Origin of the sequence: Cellulophaga sp. RHA_52, from assembly GCF_007827205.1 — a bacterium.
Taxonomy (GTDB): domain Bacteria; phylum Bacteroidota; class Bacteroidia; order Flavobacteriales; family Flavobacteriaceae; genus Cellulophaga; species Cellulophaga lytica.
The window spans coordinates 1,106,274-1,131,418 of sequence record NZ_VIRZ01000001.1 but is presented as its reverse complement, the minus strand read 5'-3'; the positions used below and the strand labels follow the sequence as shown (position 1 = coordinate 1,131,418).

At 32.1% G+C, this 25,145-nt stretch carries 27 protein-coding genes; 19 read left to right on the top strand and 8 right to left on the bottom strand.

From position 1 onward, the window contains the following. Window positions 1-3 precede the first annotated feature (3 nt). Window positions 4-2,202 (bottom strand): PAS domain-containing sensor histidine kinase, encoded by a 2,199-nt coding sequence (locus JM80_RS04935; protein WP_144709370.1) that lies wholly within the window; start codon window positions 2,200-2,202, stop codon window positions 4-6. A gap of 194 nt (window positions 2,203-2,396) precedes the next feature. Beyond that, window positions 2,397-3,002 carry a DinB family protein gene (locus JM80_RS04930; RefSeq protein WP_013620668.1) on the bottom strand — a complete coding sequence of 202 codons (606 nt, stop codon included), beginning with the start codon at window positions 3,000-3,002 and terminating at the stop codon, window positions 2,397-2,399. A gap of 142 nt (window positions 3,003-3,144) precedes the next feature. Between JM80_RS04930 and JM80_RS04925 the strand changes: the two genes are divergently transcribed. Next, window positions 3,145-3,921 (top strand): nitrilase family protein, encoded by a 777-nt coding sequence (locus tag JM80_RS04925; protein ID WP_144709369.1) that lies wholly within the window; start codon window positions 3,145-3,147, stop codon window positions 3,919-3,921. Here the strand turns inward: JM80_RS04925 and JM80_RS04920 are convergent. Together JM80_RS04920 and JM80_RS04915 are read right to left on the bottom strand one after the other, a co-directional pair. Then, window positions 3,911-5,521 (bottom strand): Ig-like domain-containing protein, encoded by a 1,611-nt coding sequence (locus JM80_RS04920; protein WP_144709368.1) that lies wholly within the window; start codon window positions 5,519-5,521, stop codon window positions 3,911-3,913. The genes JM80_RS04925 and JM80_RS04920 overlap by 11 nt on opposite strands. Before the next feature lie 47 nt (window positions 5,522-5,568). After that, window positions 5,569-6,213, bottom strand: a complete 645-nt coding sequence (locus JM80_RS04915; RefSeq protein WP_013620671.1) for a ComF family protein — start codon at window positions 6,211-6,213, stop codon at window positions 5,569-5,571. An 85-nt stretch (window positions 6,214-6,298) separates the two neighbouring features. Here JM80_RS04915 and JM80_RS04910 point away from each other — a divergent pair, with 85 nt between their 5' ends. Together JM80_RS04910 and JM80_RS04905 are read left to right on the top strand one after the other, a co-directional pair. Continuing rightward, a complete protein-coding gene (locus tag JM80_RS04910) occupies window positions 6,299-7,195 on the top strand; it encodes a hypothetical protein (RefSeq protein ID WP_013620672.1) in 897 nt (298 codons plus the stop codon). 36 nt (window positions 7,196-7,231) lie between these two features. After that, entirely contained in the window at window positions 7,232-8,773 is a 1,542-nt protein-coding gene (locus JM80_RS04905) for a glycine--tRNA ligase (protein ID WP_144709367.1), read from the top strand. Window positions 8,774-8,848: 75 nt separating this feature from the next. Here JM80_RS04905 and JM80_RS04900 read toward each other — a convergent pair whose 3' ends face one another. Then, window positions 8,849-9,367 carry a hypothetical protein gene (locus tag JM80_RS04900; protein ID WP_013620674.1) on the bottom strand — a complete coding sequence of 173 codons (519 nt, stop codon included), beginning with the start codon at window positions 9,365-9,367 and terminating at the stop codon, window positions 8,849-8,851. Between the two features lie 125 nt (window positions 9,368-9,492). On the opposite strand from JM80_RS04900, the gene JM80_RS04895 reads away from it, so the two are divergent. Continuing rightward, entirely contained in the window at window positions 9,493-10,257 is a 765-nt protein-coding gene (locus JM80_RS04895; RefSeq protein WP_013620675.1) for an exodeoxyribonuclease III, read from the top strand. Window positions 10,258-10,277: 20 nt separating this feature from the next. Then, window positions 10,278-11,339 (top strand): aldose epimerase family protein, encoded by a 1,062-nt coding sequence (locus JM80_RS04890; protein ID WP_144709366.1) that lies wholly within the window; start codon window positions 10,278-10,280, stop codon window positions 11,337-11,339. Between the two features lies 1 nt (window position 11,340). Here JM80_RS04890 and JM80_RS04885 read toward each other — a convergent pair whose 3' ends face one another. Beyond that, window positions 11,341-12,909: a SulP family inorganic anion transporter gene (locus tag JM80_RS04885; RefSeq protein WP_013620677.1), complete on the bottom strand. Its 1,569-nt coding sequence runs from the start codon at window positions 12,907-12,909 to the stop codon at window positions 11,341-11,343. A gap of 154 nt (window positions 12,910-13,063) precedes the next feature. Between JM80_RS04885 and mqo the strand changes: the two genes are divergently transcribed. Then, a complete protein-coding gene (gene mqo, locus JM80_RS04880; RefSeq protein WP_075694691.1) occupies window positions 13,064-14,545 on the top strand; it encodes a malate dehydrogenase (quinone) in 1,482 nt (493 codons plus the stop codon). 74 nt (window positions 14,546-14,619) lie between these two features. Here the strand turns inward: mqo and JM80_RS04875 are convergent, their stop codons facing one another. Continuing rightward, complete coding sequence (locus JM80_RS04875; RefSeq protein WP_144709365.1) at window positions 14,620-15,540, bottom strand: nicotinic acid mononucleotide adenyltransferase; 921 nt, start codon at window positions 15,538-15,540, stop codon at window positions 14,620-14,622. A gap of 274 nt (window positions 15,541-15,814) precedes the next feature. Here JM80_RS04875 and JM80_RS04870 point away from each other — a divergent pair, with 274 nt between their 5' ends. From JM80_RS04870 to JM80_RS04825, 10 genes are all read left to right on the top strand, one after another. Beyond that, window positions 15,815-16,816: an NAD(P)H-dependent glycerol-3-phosphate dehydrogenase gene (locus JM80_RS04870; RefSeq protein ID WP_144709364.1), complete on the top strand. Its 1,002-nt coding sequence runs from the start codon at window positions 15,815-15,817 to the stop codon at window positions 16,814-16,816. A 262-nt stretch (window positions 16,817-17,078) separates the two neighbouring features. Continuing rightward, a complete protein-coding gene (locus tag JM80_RS04865) occupies window positions 17,079-17,666 on the top strand; it encodes a hypothetical protein (RefSeq protein WP_075694694.1) in 588 nt (195 codons plus the stop codon). A gap of 94 nt (window positions 17,667-17,760) precedes the next feature. Next, complete coding sequence (locus JM80_RS04860; protein ID WP_089118225.1) at window positions 17,761-18,177, top strand: MFS transporter; 417 nt, start codon at window positions 17,761-17,763, stop codon at window positions 18,175-18,177. A 12-nt stretch (window positions 18,178-18,189) separates the two neighbouring features. Further along, window positions 18,190-18,771: a hypothetical protein gene (locus tag JM80_RS04855; RefSeq protein ID WP_089118226.1), complete on the top strand. Its 582-nt coding sequence runs from the start codon at window positions 18,190-18,192 to the stop codon at window positions 18,769-18,771. A gap of 37 nt (window positions 18,772-18,808) precedes the next feature. Beyond that, on the top strand, window positions 18,809-19,588 hold the full coding sequence (locus tag JM80_RS04850; protein ID WP_089118227.1) for a HipA family kinase: 780 nt from the start codon (window positions 18,809-18,811) through the stop codon (window positions 19,586-19,588). After that, entirely contained in the window at window positions 19,578-19,961 is a 384-nt protein-coding gene (locus JM80_RS04845) for a DUF3037 domain-containing protein (RefSeq protein ID WP_034645630.1), read from the top strand. Before JM80_RS04850 ends, JM80_RS04845 begins: the two co-directional genes overlap by 11 nt. A gap of 22 nt (window positions 19,962-19,983) precedes the next feature. Beyond that, complete coding sequence (locus JM80_RS04840) at window positions 19,984-20,562, top strand: hypothetical protein (RefSeq protein WP_144709363.1); 579 nt, start codon at window positions 19,984-19,986, stop codon at window positions 20,560-20,562. Window positions 20,563-20,817: 255 nt separating this feature from the next. After that, window positions 20,818-21,468, top strand: coding sequence for a hypothetical protein (locus tag JM80_RS04835; RefSeq protein WP_144709362.1), 651 nt, complete (start codon window positions 20,818-20,820; stop codon window positions 21,466-21,468). Next, on the top strand, window positions 21,458-21,916 hold the full coding sequence (locus JM80_RS04830; RefSeq protein WP_144709361.1) for a hypothetical protein: 459 nt from the start codon (window positions 21,458-21,460) through the stop codon (window positions 21,914-21,916). The genes JM80_RS04835 and JM80_RS04830 overlap by 11 nt, the downstream gene beginning before the upstream one ends. Window positions 21,917-21,932: 16 nt before the next feature. Beyond that, a complete protein-coding gene (locus JM80_RS04825) occupies window positions 21,933-22,343 on the top strand; it encodes a zinc finger-like domain-containing protein (RefSeq protein WP_144709360.1) in 411 nt (136 codons plus the stop codon). Between the two features lie 11 nt (window positions 22,344-22,354). Here the strand turns inward: JM80_RS04825 and JM80_RS04820 are convergent, their stop codons facing one another. Next, on the bottom strand, window positions 22,355-22,984 hold the full coding sequence (locus JM80_RS04820; protein ID WP_144709359.1) for a 2OG-Fe(II) oxygenase: 630 nt from the start codon (window positions 22,982-22,984) through the stop codon (window positions 22,355-22,357). Between the two features lie 104 nt (window positions 22,985-23,088). Here JM80_RS04820 and JM80_RS04815 point away from each other — a divergent pair, with 104 nt between their 5' ends. The 3 genes from JM80_RS04815 (at window position 23,089) to JM80_RS04805 (ending at window position 25,123) form a co-directional block, all read left to right on the top strand. Further along, window positions 23,089-23,463, top strand: coding sequence for a nuclear transport factor 2 family protein (locus JM80_RS04815; RefSeq protein ID WP_034645645.1), 375 nt, complete (start codon window positions 23,089-23,091; stop codon window positions 23,461-23,463). Window positions 23,464-23,595: 132 nt separating this feature from the next. Next, complete coding sequence (locus JM80_RS04810; protein WP_042256708.1) at window positions 23,596-24,264, top strand: hypothetical protein; 669 nt, start codon at window positions 23,596-23,598, stop codon at window positions 24,262-24,264. Between the two features lie 10 nt (window positions 24,265-24,274). Further along, on the top strand, window positions 24,275-25,123 hold the full coding sequence (locus JM80_RS04805) for a hypothetical protein (RefSeq protein WP_144709358.1): 849 nt from the start codon (window positions 24,275-24,277) through the stop codon (window positions 25,121-25,123). The last annotated feature ends 22 nt before the right edge of the window (window positions 25,124-25,145 follow it).

Sequence of the window (25,145 nt, the reverse complement as noted above, 5' to 3'; positions counted from 1 at the left end):
AAATTATTTAAAACAATTAAAATATAGTGTAAATGTTGTACCTATGTCTACAGAGCTTTCAACTTCTATCTTTCCGTTCATAGCCTCTATTTGACTCTTGGTAATAAAAAGCCCAATACCTTTGGAGTTTTTATGCTTATGAAATGTTTTATACATTCCAAAAATTTTGTGCCTATGCCTTTTCATATCAATACCTAAACCATTATCAGAGAAAGCAAGTACAACTTTATCTCTTTCCCTTTTGGTTTTTACATCTATTACCAATCTGCGTTTTGGGGAACTATATTTAATACTATTTGTAAGTAAATTTAATAAAATACTCTCTAAGTATGCAGGCACAGCACTAACTACAAGCTCTTTAGGTATTTGTATATTTAAGATAACATCATTTTCTTTTAGGTGGGCTATTATACTTTTCCTAACAGAATCAAAAGTTTCTAAAACGTTTACACCCTCTAACTTACCAAGCACATTTAATTTAACACTAACCACCTCGTTTAAATGTGTAATAGTCTCATCTAAACTATCAGAAGACTCATTTAACATATTAATTAAATTAGCCCTTTCTTCTGGGTCTGTCTCATTAATTAAAAATCCCGTAAGCATTGATAGGTTTGTAGAATGAGACCTTAAATTATGAGATACTATATGTGCAAAGTTAGTTAAACTCTCGTTTTGGTCTGCAGTAATTTTTAATACTGATTTTACTTTGTTTTCTGCTTCCTTACGAGATGTAATATCTACCACCTGTGATATAAAGTGAGATAAGCTTCCATCTATTTTTGTTACCTTTGTTACCGATAAAATTACATAAACGGTATGTCCTTTTTTATGAAAATATCTTTTTTCTATTTGGTAATTATCAATTTCCCCTGCAATTAATTGATCTAAAAAATTTAGATCTTTTAAATAATCATCTGGATGGGTTACATCTTGAAAAGTTAAATTCATTAACTCTTCTTTAGTATACCCTAAACTATTACAAAGACTTTTATTTATTTTTAGCCATTTACCATCTAAACCAATTAAAGCCATACCTACAGAAGAGTTGTTAAAAACCCCAGCAAAAGACTCTTTTCTTTTGCCTAATTTTAAAACTGCATGTTTATATTCTGTAATATCCCAATTAGCCCCTATCATTTTTACAGCACCAGTATTTTGGTCTTTGTGTAATTGCCCAATAGATTTTATGTACTTTATACTCCCGTTTCTCTGTTTTATTCTAAACTCGGTATTAAACTCATCTTTATTCTGTATGGCATAATGCATTTCATTTATTACCCTATCTCTATCTTCTTCTACAAGTATATTTTTCCAGGCCTTGTGTAAATTTTTTTGTGTAGATGTTTCCGCTCCGTATAAAATTAAAGTTTCATTATCGCAACTAAGTTCTTGCTTAGCTAAATCATAGTCCCAAACACCAATATTTGCTGTTTTAGTGGCAATATTTAATCTTTTTTGAACTACAGAGTACACTAATTCTGCTCTTTTTCTTTCATCTATATCTTGAAAAGATCCGGTTAATTTTACAGCTTTGCCATTTATATACTCTGCTCTACCAATAGCCCTAACCCATTTTTCTTCTCCGTTAACCGTAATTATTATCAACTCTTCATCCCAAGGAGTTCCGTTACTAATAGCCTCGCTTATTAAAGAAACTATTTTTTCTCTATGGTATCCTTCTTTATAAAAGTTAATTCCGGCTTCTAAATTAGGCACATAATCATCATCTAAACCGTGTATTTTTTTTGTAATGCTGGTCCAGTACACCTCATTACTTATTAGGTTTACCTCCCAACCACCTACGTTTGCTACTTCTTGTGCTTTTAAACGGTATTCATCTTCGTTTCGCTTATGAGAAATATCTTCTCTTACTATAATTAGCCCTCCTACTTTGTCTTTCTCATTTTCCCAAGAGTTAATTTTGTAATTAAACCATTGTACTTTTCCGGTTTTATCTACAACCTTTTCTCCTTCAAAACTAATATAGCTGCCTTTTAAACAATACTCGTGTATTTTTTTTATATCATCTGTTGTGTCAGGAAAAACTTCATAATAAGACTTACCAATAATTTCTTTTTCTGTCTTTCCTATTTTACGCAACCAAAATTTAGAGCATTTTACAAAATGCATATTAACATCTAGAACACCTATCTCTATAGGTGCGTCATCAATAAATATATTTGTATGTGTTTTCTGCAAAGCTTAGCCTCTCTTTAATTTAAATATAGCATATTTCTAACCAAGTAAGAAATAACTTTATTTAAAAAATATTTTTTAGTGCAAAAATGATAAAAAATATTGCAAATACCGTAAATATCAATCAATTAAAAGAAAAAATGGCTGTGCTTTTGTTAAAAACACAGCCTTTTACAGTAAAACATTATAACTATTCACTAATTTTTAGGGAAATTTTCATTATTCATTATTTCTTTTATCTGTAGTGTATGTCTCTCAGAATGAGCAGAAATAAATACCATTAATTGTACACCATCTAATGTACCAAAAGACATTTCTCCGTAATGATTTCTTAAGTTATCTTTTGTTTTTTTAGCATATTTAATATTTTGTTTTCTTTTTGCAACAAAAGCTTTAATAGTTTCTTTATGGCTGCCAAACTTACCGCTAGGCTCAATTGCAGATGGCGCTTTAGCTTTATTTTTTCTATTTAACATTACACCAATCACCTCATCATCAGTAAATTTAACTTCTTTTCTTTTAGATGCGTCTGCTGGCACTTGCACTGCCTTTTCTACCACACTAAAAATAGAGCTCTCTGATATTGCTATATGCTCTACGCACTCTGCTACAGACCAAGACTCTGGACTTGCTTTAAAGTTTAACTGCTCACTACTTAATCCTTTAATAGTTTTTAACAACTTTTTACTTGTCCTAGTCATTTCTGTTACTACTAACTCTTTATCTGCATTATTTAACCCTTGTTTTGATGGAACAAAACCTAATAATAGTAATGCCAATAATCCGTAAACTAATTTCTTCATTTTTTTGATTGTTTTAAGTTCTGCATTGTTTGCTGTTTTTGGTCTGATTAAACTACCTGTATAGGCACAAAAACCAATGCACTTTCTGTATTAAAAGTAGTACTTTTATGCTAGTACATCATCAGTTTAAAAAAATAATATAATGAGCTCTTACAACTCTTTACATATTTCACTAGTACAAACACCTATTGTTTGGGAAAACCCAGAAGAAAACAGAAATGTGTTATCAAACAAAATAAATGCAATAACCACTGCAACAGATCTAGTTATTTTACCCGAAATGTTTACCACTGGTTTTACAATGAACCCATCTAAAATTGCTAAAAGTGAGGGAGAAAAAACAAGAAACTGGATGCAAACTATTGCAAAAAGCAAACAAATAGCAATTACAGGTAGTATTCTATTTTATGAAAACAACACGTTTTACAACAGATTATTTTTTGTTTACCCTAACGGAACTTATGAAACCTACAATAAAAAACACACTTTTACACTAGCTGGTGAAGACAAGGTGTATAAAGCAGGTACCAAAAAGCTAATTGTAGATTATAAAGGATTTAAAATTTGCCCCTTAATTTGCTACGACTTAAGGTTTCCTGTATGGGCGCGTAACACAGAAGATTATGACATATTACTTTATGTTGCAAATTGGCCAAAACAGCGTGTTACAGCTTGGGACACATTGCTTAAAGCTAGAGCTATAGAAAATATGAGCTATTGCATTGGTGTAAACAGAGTAGGTACAGACAACTCTGGATATGAGTACACTGGACATTCTGCTGCTTACGACGTACTTGGCAACCAAATTTGTTTTTCTAATGATAATGAAATTCTACACACTACAATTAACAAACAACACATAATTGATATGCGTAACAAATTAAAGTTTTTAGATGACAGAGATACTTTTACCTTGTAATTTGAAACGTAAGTGTTTCTTCCCAGTTAGCTCTTAAGTTTAATGCAGGTGAATAACTAACTCTTTCTGGAAATGTTTTTTGTAAATAATTACCTGTATCCCACTTTTGGTTTCCGTTGGTATCTTCTACTACTCTAACCTGGTATTCTCCTGGCTTAACATTTTTATACACAAAAGGTTTTGGCTCTGTAGCAAATTGCTCTCTTACAAGCTTACCAGAGCCATCTATTAATTGTACAATTACTGGGTAAGTTACCTCACCAGCCAAGTTTACAGTTAGTAAGCTATTTTCTGTGGGATCTACAAAAGAAACTCGGTATTGTATGGTATCATTTACAGCATTAAAAAAGTCTGTAATTGCCTCTGGTAATACTGTAATACTGTACTCGTTTTCTAATGGCACAACCATATCAAAATCTAACCTATTTTTTATAGTATCTAAACTAATTGGCACAAAAACAGGTAATGTATCTTTATCTACTATTTTTATTTTTGATGTGTCTATAGACTTAATTGGTGTATTGGCTGCAACCCAAAATTGGTTTTCTAAACTAATTCTTTTATTAGAAACAGCTGTAAATTTTAATGAGTCTGCAGGAAGTTTTCTTGTTTTAACAATAAATGTATCTAATGTTTTTTGGCGATTACTAACTACATTAAAAATTAAAGAGTCTGCCTCAAAAGGAGTAATCCAATAATTTAGAGTGTCTTTTTCTAATTCTTTAGTTACTTTAGTTTTTACACTATCTGGCAAGTAACTTTTTTGAATAATTTCAACATCACTACCATCACCATTGTACCCAAATATTATTTTATTTTTTGATGCATAACTTGGTACAGACATAGAAAAATCTGACACCTCTTTAAACAAATCTAACACATAAATAGAATCTGTTGGTATTGTTATGTAGTGATCTAAAAAACCTATTTTATCTATACCCTGATCAAATGTATTGTTATTGCCTTCATCCTTTAATGCAAATAAAGCATACTCACCTTCTTTAAGGTTTTTTAATGAAAAAATATTGGTACTATCTAATGTATTAGTTATGTAATAAGGTGGCTCTTTATAAATAGTAGAATCTGTATACGTACTGTCAACCTTGTACAGCACAACACTTACATACTCGTCTACCTTTTGTTTAAAAGCATCATTTACAACACCAGAAATACTTAAAGAATCTATATAATCTCCTGTAGAAAAAACATAACTTAAAAAACTACTTGGGTTTCCTTCGTTATTATCCTCAATACTTTGTCCAAAATTAAATGTGTAAGTTGTATTTGGTTTTAAAGTGTCTTTTATAGTAATTTCTATATACTTGCTAGCAGAACCCTGTGGCGTAATATCTGGCTGATATTTTAAAGGAGGAGATACAATAAGTTGCTTTTGTATATCTTTTAATTTTATATACTCATCAAACTCCAACCTAATAGTTTTAGATTTAAAATTTATGCTTTTATTAGCAGGTGTAGCCTTTATAAGCTCTGCAGGCGTAATATCTTTTGGTCCGCCAGACGGTGTTCCTCTTCTTGCACAATGCACCAATGCAAACACAACCAACACTAAAAAAAGTAAGCTAAAAATACGTCTTGCCATAACCTAAATATTAACGCAAAGTAACAACAATTTACACAAACATAAAACTATGGTACTACGGCAATTGTTGCTACATAAATTGTTACATTTTTTGCTTTATGTAATGCAGTAGCACAAGCCTCAATTGTAGCTCCGGTTGTTATTACATCATCAACCAATAAAATGGTTTTACCAGCCACATTTTCTTCATTAGTTAACTTGTATAAATCCTGATTTACTTTCCATCTAGAAAACCTATTTTTTTTAGTTAACGTTCTAGTATTAGCAGTTTTAAATAAAACATTTTCTTGGTAACTAGCATTAAAATGCAATGCCAATTCTTGCCCAAATAAGCTAACTTGATTGTACCCTCTTTTTGTTAATTTTTTCTTATGTAGAGGTACGGGCACAACAATATCTATATCTAAACGTTCTTTAATTGACTGCGCATACCAGCGCCCAAAAAAGGTCCCTAGTTGTTGCTGATTTTTATATTTTAAATGATGAATTATGTTTTTTACCACCCCATTTTTTGTGAAAAATAAGAAAGAATTAACCTTTTTAACATTAATTCTGCCATAAAAAACACGGTCAATTGGGTTTTCATCGGTAAAATTGTACTCGGTAAGTGGTAATTCATTTCGACAAACGGTACAAATTAATCGTTCACCTTTACGCAAAGGTGTATTACATCCAAAACACCCTAAGGGCATTAGTATTTTATTGATATGATTTAGTATATTTGACAACTTATAATGTCCCAAATTTAACCCTACTTAAAATTACCTCCAACTTTTGATGGACTCACAAGATAACAATTTAAAATACAAAGTAATTATAGCTGCGCTTGCGGCCGTAATACTGGGTATATTAATTGCTTTTTATTACAGCAACGCACAGTCCAACAGTAATATAAGTTACCTGGAACGAGAAAAGAAAATGCTTACCGATAAGCTTGCCAATATGCAAGCTAACATAGAAAGTTTATCATCAGAAATAGAAGTAAATAAAATAGATTTAGATGTAGCAAACAATGATGTATCTAGATTATTAGACTCTATTGGGCAGTTAAATTTTGATAGTAAAAAATACGATCAAAACAAAAGAGATTTACGCAGGTGGCAACTTAAGTACGACAGTCTTAATATGAAATACAATGCCTTAAAATATAGCAATGTTGTTTTAAGCGAAACCGTACAAAATGCTAAAAAACGTGCAGAACAATACAAGGCTCAAGCACTTGCTGCTGCGCAGAATGAAGAAGACTTAAAAGATGCCAATAGCAAATTAAATAAAGAATTAAAAAATAAAACATATTTAAAAATTAGAAGCTCTGAGGCTCTAGCTTTTAGAGTGCGTAATGGTAGAGATATTAATACCAATAAAGCAAGTCTAATTTCTAAATTAAGAGCTTGCACTACCATTAGTGGCAACCCAAATGACATTAACATAGAAAAAAGGTTGTACTTACAATTTTTAGACCCTAACAAAAAAGTAATAGCTAACAATGCTAATATTATTAATGTAAAAGGTAATGAGTATAGCAAAGCTGTAGATATTATTTACACAGGTGTTAATGAAGAAATTTGTGAGCACATTAAGTTTCCTACAGGCGCTCTAAAGCCGGGTATGTACACTTTAAATGTTTTTGAAGAAGAAAAATTACTTTCTTCTATAGAATTTGAATTAAAATAATTCAATCTATTAACACTAAAGTTCTATTTTTGCCATATGGCAAATCAAGAAGACAAATTTAAAAAGGTTATATCTCACGCTAAGGAATACGGTTACGTTTTTCAATCTAGTGAAATATACGACGGTTTAAGTGCTGTATATGACTACGCACAAAACGGAGCAGAATTAAAAAACAACATTAAGCAATATTGGTGGAAAGCAATGGTGCAATTGCACGATAACATTGTTGGTATAGACTCTGCCATTTTTATGCACCCAACGGTTTGGAAAGCATCTGGACACGTAGATGCCTTTAACGACCCATTAATAGATAATAAAGATTCTAAAAAAAGGTACAGAGCAGATGTTTTAATTGAAGACTACTGTGCCAAATTAGAAAACAAAATAAATAAAGAAGTTACCAAAGCTGCTAAACGTTTTGGTGAAGCTTTTAATAAACAAGAATTTGTTACTACCAACCCACGCGTTTTAGGTTATCAAGAAAAAATTGATACTATTTTATCTAGAATGGGTAAGTCTTTAGAAAATGAAGATTTAGCAGACGTAAAGAGTTTAATTGAAGAATTAGATATTGTTTGCCCAGTATCTGGATCTAAAAACTGGACAGATGTTAAGCAATTTAACTTAATGTTTGGCACCAAGCTAGGAGCTTCTGCAGACAGTGCTATGGATCTTTACTTAAGACCAGAAACAGCACAAGGTATATTTGTAAACTTTTTAAACGTACAGAAAACTGGACGTATGAAAATTCCTTTTGGTATTGCCCAAATAGGAAAAGCTTTTAGAAACGAGATTGTTGCAAGACAATTTATTTTTCGCCAAAGAGAATTTGAACAAATGGAAATGCAGTTTTTTGTGCGTCCTGGCACACAAAAAGAATGGTACGAGGCTTGGAAACAAAACCGTATTAAATGGCATTTATCTTTAGGTATGCGAGAAGACAATTACCGTTTTCATGACCATGATAAATTAGCACACTACGCAGATGCTGCCGCAGATATAGAATTTAAATTCCCGTTTGGCTTTAAAGAGCTTGAAGGTATACACTCTAGAACAGATTTTGATTTAAGTAGCCACGAAAAGCACTCTGGTAAAAAATTACAATATTTTGACCATGAAATTAACGAGAGCTATGTACCTTACGTGGTAGAAACATCTATAGGTTTAGACCGTATGTTTTTAGCTGTTTTCTCTAATTCTCTTGTAGAAGAAGAATTAGAAAACGGATCTACAAGAACCGTTCTTAAGCTACCTGCTGTATTAGCACCAACAAAAGCTGCTATTTTACCTCTTGTTAAAAAAGATGGCTTACCAGATGTTGCTAAAGAAATTATAGAGGATTTAAAGTGGGATTTTAAAGTAATATATGATGAAAAAGATGCTGTTGGTCGTCGTTACAGAAGACAAGATGCCAACGGTACTCCGTTTTGTATTACAGTAGATCACCAAACTTTAGAAGACAAAACAGTAACTATACGTCACAGAGATACTATGGAGCAAAAACGTGTAGCTATAGCAGATTTAAAATCTATTATTAACGCAGAAGTATCTATGAAAGAATGGCTTAAAAAAATATAATTTTAAGTACTTATACAAAAAGAGCTCACTAAAGCATTTGACAGTAGTGAGCTCTTTTTTTATGACTTTATTTTTTTAAAATCTAAACCCTACAGATAAACCTGCTCTAAAAATAAAATCGTCCTGAAATTCTTTAGGATTTATATTTCTACCAAAACCACCATTTAGCTCTAATGTAAAACGTTCGCTACGTGTTACCCACTTGTAACCACCACCTAAACCAAGAGCTACACCACTGTATTCTCCAACAATTCTAGAGCCCATATCATTGTATTTTTTTTCTCCCTTTAAATACAAACCAAAAGCTTCTGCAAAAGCGCCACTTCTAGGTAAATCTCCAAAGTAAGCCCTAAAGTTTGGTCCAAAACCAAAGCTACCATTGTAATCTTCACCGTCACCATCAAAATGAAGAATTGCACCAACACTAGTATCATCACCTAAAAAATACTCGTATCCAAATTCTACAGAAGTTGTTGCTAAAAACATACCAATGTTAAATTTAATTTCTTGGTTTTTATCAAAATTAGAGTAAGCTTGAGCAAATGCCATCTTGGCTCCCAATAAAAATACTACTACTAATAATCCTTTTTTCATAATGTTAGTGTTTTCTATATCTCATTTTTCAATTGGCAAAAATAGAACTTTTTGTAAGAATCTCTGTCATTCATTTTTCATAGAACCCTTTGTTTTTTCTATTTTTAACCTTTTAATTACATATAATGAAAATAGTATCCTATAACGTTAACGGTATTCGCGCAGCAATTAATAAAGGTTTTATAGATTGGCTTACCGCTACAGACCCAGATGTTATATGCCTTCAGGAAATAAAAGCACTTAAAGAACAGTTAGATTTATCTTTGTTTGAAGAGGCTGGTTACAGCTATAATTATTGGTATAGCGCACAAAAAAAAGGCTACAGTGGTGTTGCTATTTTATCTAAAACAGAACCAGATAATGTTACCTACGGTACAGGTATAGATTATATGGATTTTGAAGGTAGAAATATTAGAGCAGATTTTGGAGATATTTCTATTATGAGTATGTATCTACCATCTGGTACAAATTTGGCTAGACTAGATTTTAAACTAAAATATATGGATGACTTTCAGAAATATATTAATGAATTAAAAAAAGACAAACCTAATATTATTGTAGTAGGCGACTATAATATATGTCATGAAGCTATAGATATTCATGATCCTGTACGCAATAAAAACGTATCTGGATTTTTACCTGTAGAACGCGAGTGGATTGGAAATTTTATGGAAAGCGGATTTATAGATAGTTTTAGACACTTTAATAAAGAGCCACACAACTACTCTTGGTGGAGCTACAGAGCTAACGCAAGAAACAATAATAAAGGTTGGCGATTGGATTACGGTATGGTTAGCAAAACCTTAGAAAATCGCTTAAAAAGAGCTGTTATTTTAAAAGAAGCTAAGCACAGTGACCACTGTCCAATTTTAGTAGAACTAAAAAACTAAACACCTAAACCAACTTTTAAATGGCACCACAACTACTAAACCCAAAAGATTTTGAAGCCTTAATAAACGGTAAAAGAGTAGCGCTATACACTTTAAAAAATGCGCAAGGTTCTATTGCACAAATAACAAACTATGGCGGCACTTTAGCCTCATTATGGGTAAAAGACAAAAACAATGATTTTAAAGATGTTGTTTTAGGATATAAATCTTTACATGAATACCAAACCAATCCTAATGCCTATTTTGGTAGTATTGTGGGTAGATATGCCAACAGAATTGCAAAGGGTAAATTTACACTAGACAACAAAACATACAATTTAGCTGTTAACAATGGTGAAAACCACTTACACGGTGGCACAACAGGTTTTGATGCTGTTGTTTGGGATGCTAAGCAACCTACCGGAGATACGCTAGAATTAACCTACGTTTCTGCAGATATGGAAGAAGGTTACCCTGGTAACTTAGCGATTAAAGTACAATACCACCTAACAGATAAAAATGCCATAAAAATTAAATATTGGGCAATTACCGATAAAACAACGGTTGTAAACCTAACAAACCACTCTTATTTTAATTTAAAAGGAGAAGGCAATGGCGACATTTTAGATCATAAACTACAAATTAATGCGTCTTCTTTTACAAGTGTAGACACAACTTGCATACCTACAGGAGAACTAACAGCTGTAGATGATACACCTTTGGATTTTAGAAAAGAAAAAACAATTGGCAAAGATATTAATGCAGATTATGAGCAGTTAATTATTGGTAATGGCTATGACCATAACTATGTTATAGACCAAAACACAACTTTAAATTTGGCCGCAACAGCAAAAGAAGCATCAACGGGTATTACTATGGATGTATACACTACAGAGCCAGGAGTGCAATTGTATACGGGCAATTTTATTGGTAGTGATTTAATTGGTAAATCGGGTAAAAAATACCATCCTAGAGCTGCTTTTTGTTTAGAAACACAGCATTATCCAGATAGTCCTAACAAGCCTCAGTTTCCTACTGTGGTATTGCGTCCTAAAGAAGAATACCACAGCGTAACTTTATATAAATTTAGTGTAGCAAAATAGTTTACTTATTAGCAACTACTTTGTACGTTGGGTCTTCCATTACATTTACATCAATAATATCATCTGCATTACACAACAAACGTATACAATCTTTACTTAAATGTCTTAAGTGAACCTTTTTACCCACTTTAGCATAACGTTCTGTTATCTTATTTAAAGCTTCAATACCACTCATATCGGTAACCCTACTTTCTTTAAAGTCTATAATTACTTTATCTGGATCACCTTGTACGTCAAATTTTTCATTAAATAATGTGGTAGATCCAAAAAATAAAGGCCCGTATATCTCATAGTGCTTAACTCCGTCTTCATCTACATACTTTCTAGCTCTAATTCTCTTAGCACTTTCCCAAGCAAATACCAATGCAGAAATTATTACTCCTATCAATACAGCTAAAGCCAAATTATGTAAAAATACAGTGATTAAGGTAACCAATATCATTACAAAAATATCTGGTTTAGGCATTCTTCGTAAAGCCTTAAAGCTAGCCCACTCAAAAGTACCTACAGAAACCATTACCATAACACCAACCAATGCAGCTATTGGCACAAGCTCTATTACCGGCGCTCCAAACAATATAATAACCAATATAGTTAACGCAGCAATTATACCAGATAATCTTGCTCTTGAACCTGCAGATAAGTTTACTAAAGTTTGTGCAATCATAGGGCAACCACCCATTCCGCCAAAGAAACCGTTTAATATGTTTGCCCCACCTTGAGCTACACACTCTCTATTACTATTTCCTTTTGTTCCTGTAATTTCATCTACCAAGTTTAACGTAAGCAAACCTTCAGTTAAACCTACAGCTGCCATTATTAATCCGTAAGGTAAAATAATTTTAAAGGCTTCTAATGTAAACGGAATAGTAGGAATGTGAAAAGAAGGTAATGTACCACTAAGCGATTTTAGTGGCTCTCCTGGTAATGTATCTTGATTTATAATATCTACTACTTGTTTGGTTTCTATATTAAAAAAATACACTACTAAAAACACAACAATAATTCCTATTAATGAAGCTGGCACTGCCTTAGTAACCTTAGGAACAAAAACAATTATTGCTATTGTAAACAACACCAAACCTAGCATAGTATACAATGTCTCACCTGTTAGCCAAACTGCTGCATCTCCCACACCTGCCTTAAATTGGTCCATTTGGGCCATAAAAATAATTATAGCTAAACCATTAACAAACCCAAACATTACCGGCTGTGGAACCAAGCGTATAAACTTACCTAGTTTTAAAAGACCTATTATCATTTGAATAACACCTGCCAAAGCAACTGCTGCAAAAACATATTCTAAACCGTGAGAGTTCATTAACGCCATAAGGACTACTACGGTTGCACCAGCTCCACCAGAAATTAATCCTGGTCTACCGCCAAATATTGCTGTTACTAATCCCATAATAAAAGCACCATACAAACCTACTAAAGGCGAAAAACCGGCAAGAATAGCAAACATTAATGACTCTGGAATCATTGTCATTGCCACCGTTAATCCTGCTAAAATTTCATTTTTATAATCTACCTTCTGCTGGAAATCGAATAAATTTAAATACTTTTTCATTTTAGCTTATAAATTAAGGGCGCAAAAATAGTCTTTATTGAGCTTTTAGAGAAATAAAGTGTCTAAAACTAAAAAACACCTCTCTAAATTTTAAAAATCTAACACTATCCGCTAACAAAACGTTTCTTAGCTTTGTAGTAAACACAACTATACAATGGCAAAACAAGACTTTACACTTATAGGAGCTGGCATTATGAGCGCAACGCTTGGCGTTTTATTAAAACAACTAATACCAGATGCTAAAATAGCTATTTATGAACGTTTAGATAAAGTAGGCGCAGAAAGCTCTGATGCTTGGAACAACGCCGGCACTGGGCACTCTGCCTTTTGTGAGTTAAACTACACACCAGAAAATGAACAAGGAGAAATAGATATTTCTAAGGCATTAAAAATTAGTGAATCTTTTGAGGTGTCTAAACAACTTTGGGCTTATTTGGTAAAAAACAATTTACTTCCTGCAGAAGATCCTTTTATTAATGACATTGACCATATGAGTTTTGTTTGGGGTGATGAAAATTTAAACTTCTTAAGAAAAAGACACAAAGCACTTACAGCTTATCCTATTTTTAAAGATATGTTGCATTCTGAAAATTATGATGAAATTAAAGAATGGGTACCTTTAATGATGACAGGCCGTAGCAAAAACCAAACTATAGGAGCCACAAGAATGTCTATAGGTACAGATGTAAATTTTGGAACTATTACCAGAGGGATGATTGCCTATCTGCAGTCTTGTGATGGTGTAGAAGTATTTTTAGGTCACCAAGTAGAAGATATTGATGATAAAAAAGATGGCACTTGGGAAATAGAGGTTAAAGATTTACATACAGATAAAGAAAAAACAATAGAAAGTAATTTTGTGTTTATTGGTGCTGGTGGTGGCGCTTTAAAACTATTAGAAAAATCTGATATTCCTGAAGCAGATGGTTACGGTGGTTTTCCGGTAAGCGGACAGTTTTTAAAATGTAATAATCCTGAAGTTATTTTACAACACGAAGCCAAAGTATACGGCATGGCAGAAGTTGGCGCACCACCAATGTCTGTTCCGCATTTAGATACTAGAATGCTAAATGGCGTACGCTCTTTACTTTTTGGGCCATATGCTGGTTTTTCTACTAAGTTTTTAAAAAATGGTTCTTATTTTGATTTGCCACTATCTATAGACGCACATAATATTTTTCCTATGCTTAGGGCTGGTTTACACAACATATCACTAACCAAATACTTAATAGAACAAGTTGTACAGTCGCCAGAAGAACGCTTTAAAGCATTAGAAAAATACTACCCAAATGCTAAAATTGAAGACTGGGAGCTTATTACAGCTGGGCAACGTGTACAAATAATTAAAAAAGACGCCAAAGAAGGTGGCGTGCTTAAGTTTGGAACCGAGATTGTAACCAACAAAAACAAAACGTTGGCTGCTTTGCTTGGTGCATCACCAGGTGCATCTACATCTGTATCTATAATGTTATCTGTATTAAACCAATGTTTTCCAATGCAAGTAAAATCTAAAGCTTGGCAGCAAAAGTTAACAGAAATGATTCCGTCATTAGGACGTTCACTAATTACAGATGAAAAACTGTGTATAAACACAAGAAATTATACAACGGCTATTTTAAAATTAGAAGACCAATAAACATAAAAAAACCGCCTTAAACATACTACTGTTTAAGACGGTTTTACAACTAATAACCAACCTAAAAATTCTTTTTATTTTATACGCTGTCTCTTTACTGTTTTTAAACTGTTAGTAGACTTTGTTCTTTTTTTATCTGTAGTAGATACATCACCTTTTAAGTATTGTATGTATCCTATTCCTGTAAATTCATAAACCGTGCCAGAATTTGGATGGTACAGTTCTATTGTACTATCATTAATAACATAAAACTCAAAATAATCATCACCCAAAAAATCATAATCTAGTTCTAGCAACTTTAAGGTTTCATCTCCTTCTACATCAAACACCTTATACTCACCTTCATAATCCCATTGTAAGTTTCTTGGTCTGGTACCATTATTATCTATAGATGACCTAAAAACATCGGCATTACCATCTGTAAAAAATTGCAAAAAGTTTTCTTCATCAAAATCATTTATAGCACCTTCTTTACTTGTGTATGTTTTTTCCCAAGCATCATATTCCTGCAAAAAGTATTTTAAATTATCATAAAAAACATAATCATAATCAAACGTACTTTGTCTGTACCCCCTTAAGTAGTATGATGTGTTTGTGGCAACATCTAACAACTCTAATGTATTGCTATTTACCACATACACTTCTAGTGGCCACCTACCATCTACACTATGGTTTACTCGTATACCATCATTAAAAACATCATAATTACCAACATCTACACCATAGCCGCCACCGGTTTTACCAATACCAACAATATTATTATTAGCATACAAACGGCCATTGTTAAATGTTATAGTAAATGCACGTTGTAAAAAAGGAACTTCCCCGTTACCTTGTGTTGCGTTAATATCTACATACCAAAGGTCATATTTATGTATTGCGTGTTCTACAGAAAATCCTGGTTCTATAAAATCGTCTTCTATTATTATTTCAGAATAGCATGATGAAACTAAGGTTCCCAATAACAGTAATCCTAATAGTAATTTTGTTTTCATAATAAAAAATGTATTGGTTCTGCCAAGTATAAAACAAAGGGCGTGCCAAAAATTTTAAATCGCTAATTTACAGACACATAAACATTTTAAACTTTACCTACGCTAACATTTTATAGATTAATAAAAACTAAATCTGCATAAAAAGTACTAATAAAATAGTATGTAAAATTAAGGTTGACAGTACCCTAAAGTTTTATTAAATTAAAGCTATAGAAGGCATAAATTTCTGCTTTCAATTAAATTTTATCTACTTTTGATTTTCTAAATTTATTTTATGAAGAATACTACAAAATTTGCTGTTTTGGGTGGTGGTAGCTGGGCTACTGCAATTGTAAAAATGCTTACTGAAAATGTAAGTACAGTAAATTGGTATATGCGCAATACAGATGCTATTGCACATATAAAAGAGCACTGTCACAACCCTAATTATATAAGCGCTGTTGAATTTAACCCACAACAACTAGCACTAACTGCAGATATTAATACTGCTATTGAAAATTCTGATGTGGTAATTTTTGCAATTCCGTCTGCTTTTTTAGTCACAGAACTACAAAAACTTACAGTGTCTTTAGAGAATAAAACTATATTTTCTGCTATTAAAGGTATTGTACCAGAAACAGGCTTAATTGTTGGTGAACATTTTAATGAAACCTATAATATACCATTAGAAAATATTGGTGTTATTGCTGGTCCTTGCCACGCAGAGGAAGTTGCCCTAGAGCGCTTGTCTTACTTAACTATTGCCTGCGCAGATGAGAAAAAAGCCAAATTGGTGGCTAAAAACTTAAGTAGCGATTATATAAAGACAAAAACATCTGACGATATTATTGGTACCGAGTATGCTGCCGTGCTTAAAAATATTTATGCTATTGCTGCTGGTATGGCTCACGGTTTGGGCTACGGAGACAATTTTCAGAGTGTGCTTATGAGTAATGCTATTAGAGAAATGAAACGTTTTATTAAACGTGTACACCATATGAAACGTAACATTAACAACTCTGCCTACCTTGGTGATTTGCTTGTTACTGGCTATTCTGTTTTTAGTAGAAACAGAATGTTTGGTAATATGATTGGTAAAGGATACACTGTTAAAAGTGCTATGATGGAAATGAGTATGGTTGCAGAGGGTTACTACGCCACTAAAAGTGCTCATTTAATAAATGAAAAACATAACAAAAAGTCTAAAACTCCTATTATAGACGCTGTTTATGCTATTTTGTATGATGGAAAAAATCCTAAAAAAGTATTTAATAATTTAACCGATAAGTTAGACTAAAAGCTACCTTAACTAAGGCTAAATTATATAAAGCTTGTTTTTATAGTAATTCTATGCAATTGCTCTAAAAACAAGCTTTTTTATTTGTGTATTTCTAAAAACAACATAAATTGTAAGAAATTGATTCGGTTTTTTAAAAAAAAGAGAAAAGAATATAGAGGAGAGAATAGAGACCAAAATGAGAAACAAGAACCAAGAACCAAGATGCAAGACTTAATACCTATAAAATAGATCAAAACAAATAACCAAAGACAGTAAACCTATGAAAAAAGTAAAATCTGTTTTATACAGAATTGTATTTATTATTGTATTTTCTTTCCTAGCAAAATCTTGTGTTAGCGATTATATTTACGAAGGCGACAAAGATAAAATTGCAGAACGCCAACAAATGTTAGATGATAACACTTTTGTTATGGCAGACTTATCTAACGAGTATACAGAAACCACTCTGGCTAGGGTTATAAAAATGTATAAATTTAATTACTCTTTTACTGTTGATGGACGGACTTATGCTGATGAAATTTCGTTAACTACACTGCCAAACTTCCCTCAACTAAAACTATACTACTTAAAAGAAAACCCTAATATAGTTTCTGAAGACCCACAAGCAGATATTGATACCGAAAATAAAAAAGGGAAATCTGTTACAGACCTTATTGTTGGCATTGTATGGGGAATTTTAGCGCTACTTATGTTACTCTCTTTTTTTGGAGGAAAAAAAGCAACAGAACCTAAAGTAGTACAAGAAGCTAAAAAACCAATTGCTACTAATACAGATACACGTTCTGCAGAACAAAAAGAACAAGACCGTAAAGCAAAAGAAGACCCTAATAGGTTTTTACCTAAGTAAATGGAGAGACAAGATCGTTTAAAGGAGAAAATAGAGAAGAGATAAAAGAGTCAAGAACCAAAACTTGAGACTTATAAAAAACTAACATAAAACTATGGATCAGAAAATAAAAACATTAAAAATTATTCACTTAGCTATAACCTTTGGGATTGTTGCTATTTATTTTACTTTAGGAGATATTACGGCTTTAAAAAGTTTTAAAGTACCTGCTTTAGATGCGTCTTCAGTTGTATTTTTAGCACTACCGCTAATTGCTGTTTTTGCTAGTAATTTTGTATTTAAAAACACCCTAAAACAAGCCAAGGACATTAAAGAGCTCGAAGACAAATTTGGTGTGTACCAAACTGCATCAATTATAAGATGGGCAATTTTAGAGGGTGCTGCTTTTATCATTCTATTTCTTAAACCAGACTTTATGCTTTTTGGACTTTTAATTATACTGTATATGGTATTTTTAAGTCCTACTTTAGATAAAATGAAAAACGATTTTGAAAGCGTACGTATAAAATAATTTAAACTAAATATGAAAAAAACACTAGCCATTACAACTCTTATTTTACTAACTATTACAAGTTGTAAAACAGACCAAGAGCAAAAAGTAAGCAATTTATCTAACCTATATTCGGTAGATGGTTTTATAGATTTCCCGTTTACTATTACCAACACTAAAGAAGATAAAGACTATTACCAATACACCATTAAGGCTACTGTAGATAATGACACTATTGGTATGTTGGTTTCTTTAAAAAAAGGTGTTAAAGCTGGTTTTGTTAATGGTGAGCCAAAAAATATGTTTGTAGATAATGGTATTAAATTTACATCTATTGGAGAGCAAAGCAACAGATTATTAAACTTTATGCGTAAAAAATATAATTTACCTGCTAAAGACTATGCATTAAAACAAGAACAAATTTTTACTTGCGCTAACCTTAATCAAGATGCTGTAGATTACAAAAATGGCAGTAGTAGATTTAAAATATTTTTAGAGGACGATGAAGAAAATGCAGAGCTTTTTGTAAACTTCAATTTTTTACTAAACACCATTGGTTTAAACGAAAAAGACAACTTGTACAGACCACAATTAGTACGTTTGCTAAGCAAATAATAACCATACAACTTGTAAATTTTAGTACCTTAGATGTATGAACAAATTAGACGTTAGAACCGTAAACGTTGTACAGTATGTGCAACCTTTACGAGAAGGTGGTTCTTTACCTGCTATTGTTAAGGCAGATGACGATTTCCTTTATGTTTTAAAATTTAGAGGCGCTGGCCAAGGCACAAAAGCACTTATTGCCGAGTTTATTGGTGGCGAGCTTGCACGTGCTATTGGACTAAAAGTACCTGAGTTGGTATTTGCTAACCTAGACGACTCATTTAGCAAAACAGAACCCGACGAAGAAATTCAGGATTTACTAAAATTTAGTGTTGGTTTAAATCTAGGGCTACACTATTTATCTAGCGCTATAACTTTTGATCCGTTGGTAACTACCGTAGATGCAAAAACCGCTTCTAAAGTGGTACTACTAGATAGTATTATTAGCAACATAGACCGAACTGCAAAAAACACCAACTTACTTATTTGGAACCAAGAGTTGTGGATTATAGACAATGGTGCTAGCTTTTATTTTCATCATAACTGGCCTTTGTGGGAAAACCACTTAACCAGAACTTTTCCGTTAATAAAAGACCACGTATTATTGCCACAGGCTACAGAACTAGATTATGCAAAACAAGAAATTACAAGTAAAATTACACCGCAAATTATAAAAAACATCACCAACAGTATACCAGAAGACTGGCTAACAAACCAAACCGATTCTTTAACTCCTGCGCAAATGAGAGCTGCCTACACCACCTATTTAAATGCAAAATTGGGTATGGTAGATGCGCTAATAAAAGAAGCTAAAGATGCAAGATAAAGTTACATTTGAGTATGCAATTATACGCATAGTACCCAAAGTAGAGCGCGAAGAATTTTTTAACATTGGCGTTATTTTATTTAGTAAACGAAAAAAATTTTTAGGTGTAAAATACCATATAGACCGTACTAAACTAGAAGCTTTTTGTAAGGAGCTCAACTATAATTTGCTAGAAGATTACCTAAAAGCCTGGGAACTGGTTTGCAAAGGTGAGCCCGCAGGCGGACCAATTGGCAAGTTAGAACTATCTGACAGGTTTAGGTGGTTAGCAGCCTCTAGAAGCACCGTTATACAAAGCTCTAAAACACACCCTGGTTTGTGCAACAACCCAGAAGAAACATTAGAAAAATTATTTGCTACTTACGTATTGTAGCAACCAACAAAACCCTATAAAAATGACCAACATTAAACAATACACAAAAAGCATTTTTTTACTATTGGTAACGGCAGTTATAGTACAGTCTTGCAATATAGAAACCACTTATGAGACAGTTAACGTTAAAAACAGATTTTCAATTGTTTTACCTTCTTTTTTAACCAAAACCAATGACTTAAATGATGATGCAACCCTACAGTACCAAAATGAAAGAAGAGAATTTTATATAGCAGTAATAGAAGAATCTTTTGAGGAAGTAGAGACTGCTATTGAATATTATGAAGAAGAAGAAAATATAGCTTACAAAAATACGCTAGAAGATTATAAAAAAATGACACTAGACGATTATAAAACACAGCTTACAAACGCAGAAATGTTTAATACAAAAGACACTGTAGTTAATAATATGCAAACAATTACCACGCATTTAAGAGGAACAATTAACGGCGTAGACATTTTTTACTCTATAGGTATTTTTAAAGGTAAAACAAGATATTACCAAGCAAACAGTTGGACGTTGGCAAGTAATGAAAATTTGTATAAAAATGAATTAGATAAAATTATTTACTCTATAAAAGAAGTAGAAGAAACAGAGTAACTTTTACCCATTTACCATAAAAAATTAAGCCTTTACTTTTTAGACAAACCTCAAAAAAGTAAAGGTTTTTGTTTGTTTTAGAGTTAGTTACAACAGCATACAAAAAACTACAACTACCAAATACCCTTAAAAAACTGTAAAGTATACACTATTACATACCATTTACGGAAATCTGTTTTTTTGGTAAAGAGGAAGGGAGTAAATTGATTACAGTTTAAGAAGATTAAGCAAATACTACTCTCCAAAGTTAGTAATATGAAAAAGACAATTACATTAATTATATTCATCCTAATATCAACCCTTTCTAACTCTCAAGATATAGAGGGCTTATCAAAAAAGAAAATAGATTTAACTGTAAAAAAAGATGCTTTACTCATTGAAAAAAAAGCTATTGAAAATCAAATAGATTCAATTACAAACAACATACTTATCATTGAAGACAAAATTGCGATTCAGGAACTAAAAACTAACGCAATAAAAACCTCATTAAAAAGAAATTCTAATTTTTACGAACTTCCAAGTGAAAAAACAAGAATACTGGAATCTATAAATCAAAAAAAACAACTTTATCTAATAGAATACTATGAATATGGTGAATATTACAAAGCTATTTACAATAATAAAATTGGTTATATAAAAGAATCAGATATTATAAATAACAAAGCAATTAAAGCGCTAAAAAAAAAGCCCTCAACAAACCCAAACACTCCTTCTTCACAAAGTAAGCCTTCATACAATAAAGGGTTCAATTCATCTAGAAGTAGTGTAATATCTACTTGTGGCGCTCTCACTAAATCTGGTGGTTATTGTAAAAGAAAAGTAAAAGGAGGAGGTCACTGCTACCAGCATCAAAAATTGTACCTACCACAAACTTTCATATCTTTAAAAGAAAAAAATGGCGAGTAACACAGAAATTAAATTATCATCTAACTGGACCAACCTTGGTTTGTACTTGGGTACAATTGTAGTACTCATAATGATTCCAATTTTAGCAAAAGTTACCCAAGATCAAGATTTTCATATGGGTATGATTGTAGCTGCTGCTGTTTTTATAGCGCTTATTGGGTTTATTGTGTACCAATTTATGTACATCTGTGATGCTCGTGTAATTGGAGACAAACTAGTGTTAAAAAAGAAGTTTAGAGCAGCTAAACACTACCCGTTTGATAAAATAGGGTATCCAAAGTCTTTTCATTTAAAAAGATCTAAATACACTATTGTAGAAATGCAAAACGAAGACAAAAGTCAAGAGAAATACTTGATTATGAATAATAGATCTTTACTTTCTTTTGAGCGTAAAGACGCTGAGCAAACTCTTATTGATCTTAGAAATATGGCAATGCGTAGTAAGTAATAAAAATAACCCTGTTATGGCATATAAAACCTGTAATGCTTGTTCTGGTACTGGACAAAAAACTTTTGTAGGTGGTACACACGCTACCACAGAACATTGTAACGCTTGTGATGGCACAGGTAATATTAGAATAGCAGACCCTATACAGCCGCCGCCAAAACCTCCTACAACTTCGGGTACGGACAAAACTGGTCCTAAACCAAACAAAAACACTAAATTTATTAAACTTGCTATAAGTACAATTGCTTTTATTTTTGGCTACTGGATAACTTTAGAGCATTTTACAGATACGTTTTACATAGCAGCTGCTATAGGTTTAATTTGCTTTTTTTTAGTGTACCGTTGGTTTTACTTTTTTATGACAGCCCTAACTATAACCATCATTGTTTTTGCTATCTGGGGAGAAAAAATATTGTCTTTCTTTTAAATAGTAAGTCTCTACCCTAAAAACTGCCCTAATTTAGATGGTGTCTGTAGTAACCATCCTGTTAAACTATATCTATCTTTATAAGATTTTAGTACAGCGTGCGGCACAACATCACTCTTAAACAATACACACCTACCTGCTAATGGCTCTACTAAAAACGAGCTATTATCTGGTTTAAAAATTTCTAATTCTCCTCCATCTCCTTTTTGCCAACCTTCATTTAAATACACAATAAAAGAAATGGTACGGTTATTTCGGTTTTTAAATTGGTCTAGATGTTTAGTGTAATGACCGCCTGGAGGATAGTTTGCAAAATGAAACTCGTACCCAGATAAACTTAAAAAACAATACCTATTAAACACCTGTATTGCTTGGTCTACAACCTCCCAAAATGCAGCAATTTCTGTATCTCGTTCTTTAGTTAACCAAAAAGTATAGTCGCCTCTAATTTCTGTGTGTACTGCATTTTTATCTAATGCGCCTATACCTGCTTGTGCAAAATAATTTAGCTTAGATAAAAAGAATTCTCTAACTTCTAAATACGTGCTTGTATCTAAAAAATTATCAATTACCACATAATCGTTACAAGAAAGCTCATCTACCCAGGAGAGCCACTTCTCTATTTGTATTTCAGTGTTCAAATTCTTTTAAGAAAGTCGGCAAATATAGATTAAAAAAGTGTGCGTAAAACACGCAGATAACAACTCCCTTGAAAAAGCATTATCTTTAAAATAAAAAAGCGATAATGAGTACGGATTTAAAAGAAAAGGCAATTGCATTTTACAAAACTGCATATTTAGGAAATCCTAAAAAAGCAGTAGAATTATATGTTGGTGAAGAATATATACAACACAACCCAGACGTAGAAAATGGCACAGAAGGTTTTATAGCATATTTTGAGCGTATGCAAACAGAATACCCAGATAAAAGCATTGAGTTTGTAAGAGCAATTACAGAGGGTAACCTTGTTGCTTTACACACGCACCAAACGTGGCCTGGTAACGACCAATACGTTACTATGGATTTTTTTAGATTTGACCAAAATGGTAAAATTGTAGAACATTGGGATGCTATACAGCAAATTCCTAAAACGTCTAAAAACCCAAATACAATGTACTAATGTGCATTGTTTTATGCACTAGAACTAAAAAAACTACCCAAAAGTACTTTTACAAAAATATCTCCGTTATAAGTTTTAACCAGTTTTAAGCATTTGCCTAAAACAAATAACCTTAACCAAATTTATAACCTTATGGACGGAATTAGAATACTTTTGCTTGTAGCAGGTGTTATTATTTTACTTATCAATTTTTTTATCAATTCTGGAAACATTATTAAAATTGTTAAATACTGTTTTCAAACCAACTCTATTGCCAATTATTGGGACTTAATTTTTAAAAGTTGCTTTAGTGGGCGCGCTATTATTTCCTCAATCATTGGGCTAATTTTAGCCATTATTATTTTTGTTATTATTGCTCCAATTATTTTAATAAGAAGTGCAATGGGCACCAAAAAAGTAAATAATTTGTTAGACGAGGGCTTGTTTTTTCAGTATCAAGATTTAAACTTAGAAAAAGACAATCTTACTTTTAAAACCAATATTAACAACGAGCTATTTTCAAATGTTCCGGAAATTAGTGTAACTGGCAAACTTAGGGTAGATGCTATTATTGCTATTAGTGAAATAACTAAAGAATGTGAGGCTAAAGGTATAAAATGCGAATATAAAGTAATGCACAAACTACCATTAGAAAACAAAACTGAAGCATTAATACCACTGTTTTTAACCGTAGACAACCAAGAGATTCCTACCTATTTTATTTATACACCAACACACGTGCAGCAGTATAAAAAAATACGAAATAAACTATACACCGCAGGTTATAAAAAAACTATTTATTTTTCAACTATTCAATTTTAAAAACAAAAAAATGACAAAAAAAGTTCTTGTTTGTATAGCATTAGGATTATGCACCAAATTAACATTAGCACAAGACGTAAATTTATTTGTAAATGATATTAAAGAAGAACGACATTTAGAGTCTGATAAAAGTTTTGTAGAACTTTCTGCTCTAATTAAAGGCATTAAGATTGATGAATTTAACCAGGTAAAAATAAAATCTATCACTAACGCAGCTGCTGATGATGGTAGCACATTACAAAAAAAGGAAAGCTTTTTTGGTGATGACTATAGCAATAATAACGAATTAGATATTAAGCTTGAAGCACCAACGCGTAAAGCCACTAATTTGGTTAACATAGAAGGTGTTTTAAAATATTTTAGTCCTACCGAAGCTAATGGAGGAAAAGTAGTTGTTAAAAATCCGCTTAACTACTACAATAAAAATTTACTTGGTAAAAAATACAAAGACGTTAAAGTTACCTTAGTAGACAAAGCTGCTTTGGAAAAACTTAAAGAAAAAGATGAAAAAGAATACCAAAAAAAACTTAACGAGTTAAAAGAATCTGGAGTAATAGCAGAAGGTATGGCAGAAACTGTTGATGCTTTTAAACAGTTTTTTGATGGTTTTGGAAGCTTTGGAAATGAAAATGCATTGTCTTTCTATGTAGAAGATCCTAACGAAAAAATTGTTGAAATTTTAATTTATAATGCTGATGGTGAAAAAATGAATTACGGCAGTAGTAAGTATGGCTCACATAAGCTTAGTATTAGCTTAAAAGAAGAAGCACAGCCAAACTGGACTATAGAAGTTTTAGTAGAAAGCGAACAAGCATTAAAAGAACTAAAGTTTAAAATAGCTAGTGTTCTTTTACCATAAAATATAATTTAATACTAGGGTA